The sequence below is a fragment of the Streptomyces sp. NPDC029138 genome (genome assembly GCF_055564375.1).
Window position 1 is genome coordinate 17,326 of sequence record NZ_JBVHWM010000098.1, and the last position, 10,022, is coordinate 27,347.

At 70.0% G+C, this 10,022-nt stretch carries 10 protein-coding genes; 5 read left to right on the forward strand and 5 right to left on the reverse strand.

From position 1 onward, the window contains the following. Positions 1-452: 452 nt before the first annotated feature. A complete protein-coding gene (locus ACZ4WH_RS41115; protein WP_468190654.1) occupies positions 453-1,313 on the forward strand; it encodes an SCO4651 family lipoprotein in 861 nt (286 codons plus the stop codon). Positions 1,314-1,430: 117 nt separating this feature from the next. Further along, a complete protein-coding gene (locus tag ACZ4WH_RS41120) occupies positions 1,431-1,592 on the forward strand; it encodes a hypothetical protein (protein ID WP_014673530.1) in 162 nt (53 codons plus the stop codon). 5 nt (positions 1,593-1,597) lie between these two features. Here the strand turns inward: ACZ4WH_RS41120 and ACZ4WH_RS41125 are convergent, their stop codons facing one another. Next, positions 1,598-1,906, reverse strand: coding sequence for a metal-sensitive transcriptional regulator (locus ACZ4WH_RS41125; RefSeq protein WP_365708750.1), 309 nt, complete (start codon positions 1,904-1,906; stop codon positions 1,598-1,600). Between the two features lie 215 nt (positions 1,907-2,121). Between ACZ4WH_RS41125 and ACZ4WH_RS41130 the strand changes: the two genes are divergently transcribed. Next, a complete protein-coding gene (locus tag ACZ4WH_RS41130; protein WP_073901268.1) occupies positions 2,122-2,742 on the forward strand; it encodes a DUF47 domain-containing protein in 621 nt (206 codons plus the stop codon). Between the two features lie 7 nt (positions 2,743-2,749). Further along, the gene (locus tag ACZ4WH_RS41135; protein WP_468190657.1) at positions 2,750-3,748 is read left to right on the forward strand and encodes an inorganic phosphate transporter; all 999 of its coding nucleotides are present in this window, start codon (positions 2,750-2,752) and stop codon (positions 3,746-3,748) included. Between the two features lie 107 nt (positions 3,749-3,855). Here the strand turns inward: ACZ4WH_RS41135 and pstB are convergent, their stop codons facing one another. From pstB to pstS, 4 genes are all read right to left on the reverse strand, one after another. Then, the gene (gene pstB / locus ACZ4WH_RS41140; protein WP_073941753.1) at positions 3,856-4,632 is read right to left on the reverse strand and encodes a phosphate ABC transporter ATP-binding protein PstB; all 777 of its coding nucleotides are present in this window, start codon (positions 4,630-4,632) and stop codon (positions 3,856-3,858) included. A 48-nt stretch (positions 4,633-4,680) separates the two neighbouring features. Further along, a complete protein-coding gene (pstA, locus tag ACZ4WH_RS41145) occupies positions 4,681-5,742 on the reverse strand; it encodes a phosphate ABC transporter permease PstA (protein ID WP_468190659.1) in 1,062 nt (353 codons plus the stop codon). Continuing rightward, positions 5,739-6,743: a phosphate ABC transporter permease subunit PstC gene (gene pstC, locus ACZ4WH_RS41150; protein ID WP_468190661.1), complete on the reverse strand. Its 1,005-nt coding sequence runs from the start codon at positions 6,741-6,743 to the stop codon at positions 5,739-5,741. The genes pstA and pstC overlap by 4 nt, the downstream gene beginning before the upstream one ends. Before the next feature lie 115 nt (positions 6,744-6,858). Beyond that, on the reverse strand, positions 6,859-7,992 hold the full coding sequence (gene pstS, locus ACZ4WH_RS41155) for a phosphate ABC transporter substrate-binding protein PstS (RefSeq protein ID WP_468190663.1): 1,134 nt from the start codon (positions 7,990-7,992) through the stop codon (positions 6,859-6,861). A gap of 322 nt (positions 7,993-8,314) precedes the next feature. Here pstS and ACZ4WH_RS41160 point away from each other — a divergent pair, with 322 nt between their 5' ends. Beyond that, the gene (locus tag ACZ4WH_RS41160) at positions 8,315-9,886 is read left to right on the forward strand and encodes an FAD-binding oxidoreductase (RefSeq protein WP_468190665.1); all 1,572 of its coding nucleotides are present in this window, start codon (positions 8,315-8,317) and stop codon (positions 9,884-9,886) included. Positions 9,887-10,022 lie beyond the last annotated feature (136 nt).

Here is a 10,022-nt window from a genome sequence, read left to right on the forward strand (position 1 = left end):
CGCCGACACCGGCCCCACCCCCGTCGACGCCGGCCCCACCCCCGTCAGCACCGGCCCCACCCCCGTCGACGCCGGCCCCACCCCCGTCAGCACCGGCCCCACCCCCGTCGACGCCGGCCCCACCCCCGTCAGCACCGGCCTCGCCCCCGTCGACGCCGGCCTCGCCCCCGTCGACGCCGGCCCCACCCCCGTCAGCACCGGCCTCGCCCCCGTCGACGCCGGCCTCGCCCCCGTCAGCACCGGCCCCACCCCCATCGACGCCGGCCCCACCCCCCGTCAGCACCGGCCCCCCGGTCGGCACCGGCCCCACCCCCGTCGACGTCGGTCCCGCCCCCGTCGGCCCGACGCGGCCCCGCTGCCGCTCCCGGCGGCGCGTGACGGCACCCCCCACCCGTCGTTATCCGGACGACAGGGGGCCCGTGACGGACACACCGGCTGGGGGTAGGCAGGCGATGGATCGGCGGCAGCACAGGCGCGCGGGCGGGACGGTCGTCGCGGCGGGCATCCTCCTCGCCCTCGGGACGGGCGCCACGGGCTGTTCCGGCAGCGGGGCCGCCGCCGAGGACGTCAAGGGCGCGGGCGACCCCGTCACCGTCCTGCACCGGGCCGCCGACGCGCTGCGGGACGCGGGCAGTTCGAAGGCCGGCACCTCGATGGAGATGGCCACGGGCGGCACCCGGGTCACCATCCGCGGCAAGGGCGTCTACGACTACCGGCGCCGCCTCGGCCGGCTCACGGTGGTGCTGCCCGAGGACCCCGCGGGCGCCTCCGGACACCGGCCCATCACCGAACTCCTGGCCCCGGGCGCGCTGTTCATGAAGAACCGGGGCGCGGGCGTGCCCGCCGACAAGTGGGTGCGGGTGGACACCGCGACGCTGTCCGACGGCAATCTGGTCACCGGCGGCGCGACCGACCCGTACGCGGCGGCGGAGGTGCTGCGCGGGACCCGGGAGGCGGCCTTCGTCGGCCGGACCGAGGTCGCCGGGACGGCGGTGCGGCACTACCGTGGCACCGCCGACCTGAGCCGCGCGGCCCGGTACGCCTCCGCCGCGAACAGGGCGGCCCTGGCCGCGGCGGCGAAAGGGTTCGCCACGGCCGAGGTGCCGTTCGACGCGTACCTGGACGACCAGGGCCGCATCCGCAAGCTGCGGCAGCGCTTCAGCTTCGTCAACGGCCGCCAGAAGGCCACCGTGGCGGTCGCCTCCACCCTGCTGCTGTACGACTTCGGCGCCCCCGCCGACGTACGCCTGCCGGCCCCGGCGGACATCTACGCGGGCCGGATCGCCGAGGACGGCACCAGCGGCGGGGGCTGAAACCGGCCAGTCACTAGTCCGGGACGCCACCCCGTAAGTAGCCCGTCCGTGCCATGCGCGGTGTGTAGGGCGCTGCCTACCCTAGGGAGCGGTGACGGCGGAGAAGAGGTGAGGCGGGTGGCTGCGGTCGGCGGCACGGCGGTTCAGGACCACGTGGCCCTCGCCGAGATCGAGCTGTGCGGAGAGCTGATCATCGCGGCCTCGGCCGCCGAGGACCGGCTCAGCCTGGAGAGCATCGACGAGGTGCTGCGGGTGGCCGAGGAGCGCAACGCGGCCTGAGCGGCTCAGCTGCGCAGCAGCCGGCCGATCGCCTTCGTCGCCTCGTCCACCTTGGCGTCGATCTCGTCACCGCCCTTGAGGGCCGCGTCCGCGACGCAGTGCCGCAGGTGCTCCTCCAGCAGCTGGAGCGCGAAGGACTGGAGGGCCTTGGTGGAGGCGGAGACCTGCGTGAGTATGTCGATGCAGTACGTGTCCTCCTCCACCATCCGCTGGAGGCCACGGATCTGCCCCTCGATCCGGCGCAGCCGCTTGAGGTGCTCGTCCTTCTGCTTGTGGTAGCCGTGCGTGGCGCCGGCCTCGGTCGTCGTCGTCATCGCGGGCCTCCGTCTCGGGACGAGCTGCGGACAAAAGGGATACATACCCCTACTGGGTATATGGTAACGAACTTTCCGGGGTAGAGGGCCCTTCGTACGCCCCCGTGCTGACCACTCTGCTCGATGGGCGACACTGGGATGCGGCCCATTAGCCGTGGCCGGATGATGCGCCTAGCATCAGCCTGACCGAAACCGAAGCACCCCGAGGACCCCACGTGCGCTTTCGTCTGACCCCCAGGGAGACGAGCTTCTACGACATGTTCGCCGCGTCCGCGGACAACATCGTCACCGGCTCGAAACTCCTGATGGAACTGCTCGGGGCGGACTCCTCCGCCCGGGCCGAGATCGCAGAGCGTATGCGGGCCGCGGAACACGCAGGTGACGACGCCACGCACGCGATCTTCCACCAACTGAACTCCTCGTTCATCACGCCGTTCGACCGGGAGGACATCTACACCCTCGCCGGTTCCCTGGACGACATCATGGACTTCATGGAGGAAGCCGTCGACCTGGTCGTCCTCTACAACGTCGAGGAACTGCCGAAGGGCGTCGAGCAGCAGATCGAGGTCCTGGCCCGGGCCGCAGAGCTGACGGCGGAGGCCATGCCGAACCTCCGCACCATGGACAACCTCACCGAGTACTGGATCGAGGTCAACCGGCTGGAGAACCAGGCCGACCAGATCCATCGCAAGCTGCTCGCCCACCTCTTCAACGGCAAGTACGACGCGATCGAGGTGCTGAAGCTCAAGCAGATCGTGGACGTCCTGGAAGAGGCGGCGGACGCGTTCGAGCACGTGGCGAACACGGTGGAGACCATCGCCGTCAAGGAGTCCTGAGGCGTCGATGGACACCCTTGCCCTGGTCGTGACCATCGCGGTCGCGCTCTTCTTCACGTACACGAACGGTTTCCACGACTCGGCGAACGCGATCGCGACGTCGGTGTCGACGCGGGCGCTCACCCCGCGGGCGGCCCTCGCCATGGCCGCCGTCATGAACCTCGCCGGTGCCTTCCTGGGCTCCGGGGTCGCCAAGACGGTCAGCGAGGGCCTGATCGAGACGCCCCAGGGCTCGACCGGCATGGGCATCCTGTTCGCGGCCCTGCTCGGCGCGATCGTCTGGAACCTGGTCACCTGGTACTTCGGCCTGCCGTCCTCCTCCTCGCACGCCCTGTTCGGCGGCCTGGTGGGCGCGGCGCTGGCGGGCGGTACGACGGTGATCTGGCACGGGGTGGTCGAGAAGGTCATCATCCCGATGTTCGTGTCCCCGGTCGTGGGCCTGATCGTCGGCTACCTGGTCATGACGGCGATCCTGTGGATATTCCGCCGGGCCAACCCGCACAAGGCCAAGCGCGGCTTCCGGATAGCCCAGACGGTCTCGGCGGCCGGCATGGCGCTGGGCCACGGCCTCCAGGACGCTCAGAAGACCATGGGTGTCGTCGTCATGGCACTGGTGATTTCCGGCCATGAGACGTACGGCGACCCGATCCCGGTGTGGGTGAAGATCGTCTGCGCGATCATGCTGTCCCTCGGCACCTACGCGGGCGGCTGGCGGATCATGCGCACGCTGGGCCGCAAGATCATCGAGCTGGACCCGCCGCAGGGCTTCGCCGCCGAGACGACCGGCGCGTCGATCATGTTCACCACGGCGTTCCTCTTCAAGGCGCCGATCTCCACGACCCACGTCATCACCTCGGCCATCATGGGCGTGGGCGCGACCAAGCGCGTCAACGCCGTCCGCTGGGGCGTGGCCAAGAACATCATCCTGGGCTGGTTCATCACGATGCCGGCAGCGGCCCTGGTGGCCGCCCTGGCCTTCGGAGTGGTCAAGCTGGTGGCCCTGTAACGCCGAACGCCGTGACAACGCAGTGGGCCCGCCCCCGGGAGCCAGGGGCGGGCCCTTTGCGTCCTCGCGGTGGCACCGCCATGCAGCACCGCGAGGGGATCGTGGGATCAGCCGAAGCGGCCGGAGATGTAGTCCTCCGTGGCCTGGACCGACGGGTTGGAGAAGATCCGCTCCGTGTCGTCGATCTCGATCAGCCGGCCGGGCTGACCGACCGCCGCGAGGTTGAAGAACGCCGTACGGTCCGAGACACGCGCCGCCTGCTGCATGTTGTGCGTCACGATGACGATCGTGAAGCGCTCCTTCAGCTCACCGATCAGGTCCTCGATGGCGAGGGTGGAGATCGGGTCCAGGGCGGAGCAGGGCTCGTCCATCAGCAGGACGTTCGGCTCGACCGCGATCGCGCGGGCGATGCACAGACGCTGCTGCTGACCACCGGACAGGCCGGAGCCCGGCTTGTTCAGGCGGTCCTTGACCTCGTTCCAGAGGTTCGCGCCCTTGAGGGACTTCTCTACGATGTCGTTCAGTTCCGACTTCTTGTAGTTGCCGTTCAGGCGCAGGCCCGCCGCCACGTTGTCGAAGATCGACATCGTGGGGAACGGGTTCGGGCGCTGGAACACCATGCCCACCTCGCGGCGGACGGACACCGGGTCGACGCCGGTGCCGTAGAGGTCCTCGTCGTCCAGGAGCACCTTGCCCTCGACGCGGCCGCCGGGGGTGACCTCGTGCATACGGTTCAGCGTGCGCAGGAACGTCGACTTGCCGCAACCGGAGGGGCCGATGAACGCCGTCACCGACCGCGGCTCGACGGTCATCGAGATGTCCTCGATCGCCTTGTGGGAGCCGTAGTAGGCGGTGAGTCCGCTTACGTCGATTCGCTTGGCCATGTCTGCTTCACTTCCAGAAATTCAAGCTCGGTCGCTGTATGGCCGCGCTCAGCGACCGGTCTTCGGGGCCTTCCAGCGGGCGATGCCGCGAGCCACGAGGTTGAGGATCATCACGAAGGCGATCAGCGTGAGGGACGCCGTCCACGCGCGGTCGTACGCCGCACCGGAGCCCGCGCTGTTGGCGAACTGCTGGTAGATGTACAGCGGCAGTGAGGCCTGCGCGCCCTCGAAGGGGTTGTTGTTGATGAACGGGTTGCCGAACACCAGCAGCAGCACCGGCGCGGTCTCACCGGCGATACGGGCGACCGCCAGCATGATGCCTGTGGTGATACCGCCGATGGACGTCGGCAGGACCACCTTCAGGATGGTCCGCCACTTGGGCACACCGAGCGCCAGGGACGCCTCGCGCAGCTCGTTCGGGACGAGCTTGAGCATCTCCTCGGTGGAGCGGACGACGACCGGCATCATCAGGATGGCCAGGGCCAGCGAACCGGCGAAGCCGAACGGCTGCATCTCGAAGATGAGCATCAGGCTGAGGATGAACAGGCCCGCGACGATCGACGGGATGCCCGTCATGACGTCGACGAAGAACGTGACGGACTTGGCGAGCCGGCCCCGGCCGTACTCGACCAGGTAGATCGCGGTGAGCACGCCGATCGGGGCGCCGATGAGGGTGGCGAGGCCGACCTGCTCCAGGCTGCCGATGATGGCGTGGTAGATGCCGCCGCCGGGCTCGGTGTCGGCGACGACGCCCATCGAGTGGGTCAGGAAGTAGACGTCGAGGACCTTCACACCGCGCGCGACGGTCACCCAGATCAGGGAGACCAGCGGCACCACGGCGAGCAGGAAGGCCACCCAGACGAGGCTCGTGGCGACGCGGTCCTTGGCCTGGCGGCGGCCCTCGACGCGCGCGGCGATGCCGAACGTGCCGAGGACGAAGAGGACGGCGGCGATCAGGCCCCACTGGATCTTGCTGTCCAGGCCGGCGGCCAGGCTGATGCCGATGCCCAGGACGAGGGAGCCGGCGGCGATGGCCCACGGCGTCCACCGGGGCAGGCTGGCGGCGCGCAGCGTGCTGGGCCGCTTGTCGGTGACGGCTGCGGTGCTCATGCGTTGGCCCCCGAGTACTCCGCGCGGCGGGCGATGATCAGCCGGGCCGCGCCGTTGACCACCAGGGTGATGACGAACAGGACGAGACCGGAGGCGATGAGCGCGTCCCGGCCGAATTCGTTCGCCTCGCTGAACTTGCTGGCGATGTTCTGGGCGAAGGTGCCGCCGCCCGGGTTGAGCAGGCTGGCCTGGATGTCGAAGGACGGCGAGAGCACGGTGGCGACGGCCATCGTCTCGCCGAGCGCGCGGCCGAGGCCGAGCATGGACGCGGAGATCACGCCGGAGCGGCCGAAGGGCAGCACGGACATCCGGACGACCTCCCAGCGCGTGGCGCCGAGGGCCAGGGCCGCCTCCTCGTGCATCTGCGGGACCTGGCGGAAGACCTCACGGCTCACGTTGGTGATGATCGGCAGGATCATGATCGCGAGCAGGATGCCGACGGTGAGCATCGAGCGCGGCGCGCCCTGGTCCCAGGAGAAGACGCCGGTCCAGCCGAAGAAGTCGTTGAGCCAGCCGAACAGGCCGTTCATGTGCGGGACGAGCACGAGGGCGCCCCACAGGCCGTACACGATGGACGGCACGGCGGCGAGCAGGTCGATCACGTAGGCGACCGGGCCTGACATGCGGCGCGGGGCGTAGTGCGTGATGAACAGCGCGATGGCGACCGCGACCGGGACCGCGATGACCATCGCGATGACCGAGGAAACGATCGTGCCGAAGACCAGGACCGCGATACCGAACTTCGGTTCGAGGACGTTGGTGTTCCACTCGAACGTGGTCAGGAAGTTCGCGTGGTCCTTGCTGATCGCGAGGGCGGCGCGGTATGTGAGGAAGACCGCGATGGCGGCCATGATCGCCAGCAGCAGGATGCCCGAGCCTCGGGACAGGCCGAGGAAGATGCGGTCACCGGGGCGGGTGGCGCCACGGGCCGCGCGCTTCTGCTCGGCGATCGTGGGCTGGGAGGCGGGGGGAGGTACGTCGGTTGTCGTCGATATGTCCATCGGGTTCTCCGGTCTGCGGAGCCGTCCCCCCGAAGGGGGCGGCGGCTCGTGGCGGCGGTGCACCGGACGGTGCGGCCCGGCCCTGTCGGGTACCGGGCCGCACTCACGGATCAGGTCAGCTCAGGCCCTCGATGGTCGTGCGGACCTTGGAGATGATGTCGGCGGGCACGGGCGCGTAGCCGATGCTCGGGAGGATCTTCTGGCCGTCCTCGCTGGCGATGTAGCGCAGGAAGGCCTTGGTGGCGGGCAGGGTGTCCGACTTGTTGCCCTTGTCGCACACGATCTCGTAGGTGACCAGGGTGATCGGGTAGGCGCCCTCGGCCTTGGTCTTGTAGTCCAGCTTCAGGGAGAGGTCCTTGCCGGTGCCGACGACCTGCGCGGCGGCGATGTCGGCGGTGGCGCTCTCGGAGCTGGGCGCGACCGGCTTGCTTGCACCGGTGTCGATGGACACGGCCTTGATGCCGTCCTTGACGTAGGACAGCTCGAAGTAGCCGATGGCGCCGGAGGTCTGCTTCACCTGCTGGGCGACACCCGCGGACTGCGGAGCGGACTGGCCGCCCTTGGCCTGCCAGGCCTTGCCGCCGGAGTACTTCCAGTTGTCCGGGGTGGTGGCGATCAGGTACTTGGTGAAGTTGTCCGTGGTGCCGGACTCGTCCGAGCGGTGGAACGCCTGGATCTTCAGGTCGGGAAGCTTCACGCCCTTGTTCAGGGCGGCGATCGCCGGGTCGTTCCACTTGCTGATCTTGCTGTCGAAGATCTTGGCGAGGGTCGGGGCGTCCAGAACCAGGTTGTCGACACCCGGGACGTTGTAACCGATGGCGATCGGGCCGCCGACCATCGGCAGGTCGATGCCCTGACCGCCCTTGCAGACCTGCTTGGAGGCGGTGACCTCTTCGGGCTTCAGCGCCGAGTCGGAACCGGCGAAGGCGACCTGGCCCTGCGTGAACGCGGTGACACCGGCACCGGAGCCGCCGCCCTTGTAGTTGATCTGCACGCCGCAGGCCTGGGAGAAGGCCTTCACCCAGGCGTCGATCGCGTTCTTCTGCGCGGAGGAGCCGTCTGCGAGCAGCTGACCCTTGGCGTCGTCGCACTTGATCGAGCCGGCGCCGGCGGACGTGGACGGGTTGCCCGACGCACTGCCGCCGCCACCGTTGTCGTCGGAGCCGCACGCCGTCAGGGCCAGGGCGCCGGTGACGGCGACAGCACCGAGAGAAAGGGCGCGCAGCCGGTTCTTGCGCTGAAGCTTCACTTTCGGGAGTTCCTTCCAGGAGCCGCCGCTGTCGGCGGCGCGCGAAGTCGTAGAGGTGCGTCAGCGCGTTCATGGCCGCACTCGGCACCCGGTACGGCCGAAATTAGGCAGATCAGGTGAAGGCGCCGATGGCCGGAAGTGAACGGGGGGTGAACCCCTGCCGTCGGCCCGGTGAGGTCACGGAATGCTCACGGGGAGAGCACGCAAAGGTTCCGACGACCGGGTTGCGGACACGTGACGTGGATGTTCGTCACCCGGTCGGGGGAACCCCTTGGTGCGGCGCGTCGTCTCGTTCCACGACAGCCGAGGAAAGGCGACGGACATGGAACGGCGTACGTTCATCTCGGGCGGCGCGGCCGCGCTTGCGACGACCGCACTGACCGCGTGCGGTGCGGGCGGAGGGTCGTCCGCCCCTGCGGCGGACCATCCCGGTACGCCGTCGCGCTCATCCTCGCTCACGGCCCTGAAGACCACCAGCGCGACCGCCGCCGCGAACTGGGCGGCCCTCGCCCGTGACCTGGACGGCACCCTGGTGCGGCCCGGCGACGCGAGCTGGAGGACCGCCCACCAGCTGTACAACACCCGCTTCGACGGACTGAAGCCCGCCGCGGTGGCCTATGTCGCGCACGCCGCCGACATCCGCACCACCCTCGCCTACGCCCACGCGCACGGCGTCAGGGTCTCCATCCGCAACGGCGGCCACTCCTACGCCGGCTACTCCTCCGGCGACAACCGGCTGATCGTCGACGTGTCCCGGCTCAACCGGGTCCGGGCGAGCGGCGGCCAGGCCGTCGTCGGCGCGGGCGCCAAGCTGATCGACGTCTACCGCGCGCTGGCCGCCAAGGGCGTGACCATACCGGCGGGCTCCTGCCCCACCGTCGGCGTCTCCGGCCTGGTGCTCGGCGGCGGCCACGGCGTCGCCTCCCGCGCCTACGGCCTGACCTGCGACAGTCTCACCCAGGCCACCCTGATCACCGCGGACGGCAAACAGCTCACGGCGAACGCGACCACCAACAAGGACCTGTTCTGGGCGCTGCGCGGCGCCGGCAACGGCAACTTCGGCGTCGTCACCGAACTGCAGTTCAGGACCCATGCCGCGCCGCAGGCCGTGACCGCCTACCTGACCTGGCCCTGGGCCAAGGCCGCCAAGGTGCTGAAGGCCTGGCAGGAGTGGGGCCCGAGCCAGCCCGACGAGATCTGGTCCTCCCTGCACCTGGCGTGCTCCCCGGGCCGCACCCCGACCGTCTCGGTGGCCTGCTTCTCCCTCGGCACCTACGGCGAACTCCAGAACGCCGTGGACCGCCTGGCCCACCTGGCCGGCGCCGACGCCTCCTCCGTCTCCCTGCGCCGCCGGGGCTACGAGGAGGCCATGGAGATCTACGCCGGCTGCTCCTCCTTCTCCGCCGACGCCCAGTGCCATCTGCCCGGCTCCACCCCGGGCCGCTCCCCGCAGGGGAAGCTGGGCCGCGAGACGTACGCGGCCCGCTCCGACTTCTTCGACCGATCGCTGTCCGCGGCCGGCATCCAGGCCGTGCTGAAGCAGATCGCCGCCGTGCGGGGCGGCGCGGGCAGCATCGCGTTCACCGCGCTCGGCGGCGCGGTCAACCGGGTCTCCCCGACCGCGACGGCCTTCGTCCACCGCCGCTCGCGGATGCTGGCCCAGTACATCGCCTCCTGGGGCGCGGGCGCCTCCGGCTCCACCGCCCAGTCCTGGCTGACCTCGGCGCACCAGGCGATGAAGCCGTACGCCTCGGGCGCCGCCTACCAGAACTACACCGACGCGACGCTGAAGGACTGGAAGAAGGCGTACTACGGGGACGCGGCGGCCCGGCTGGCCAAGGTGAAGCAGCAGTACGACCCGCAGCGCTTCTTCTCCTACGCGCAGGGGCTGTAGCGGGCGGGGCCGCCTTCCCGGCGGCGGCCGCAACGAGAGGCCCTAGGTGTGCTGTTCGGAGAGGTTGGTGACGCGGCTGGCTGGTGGGTGGCTGCCGATGCCGGTGTGGGGTCGGTGGTAGTTGTACCAGTCCAGC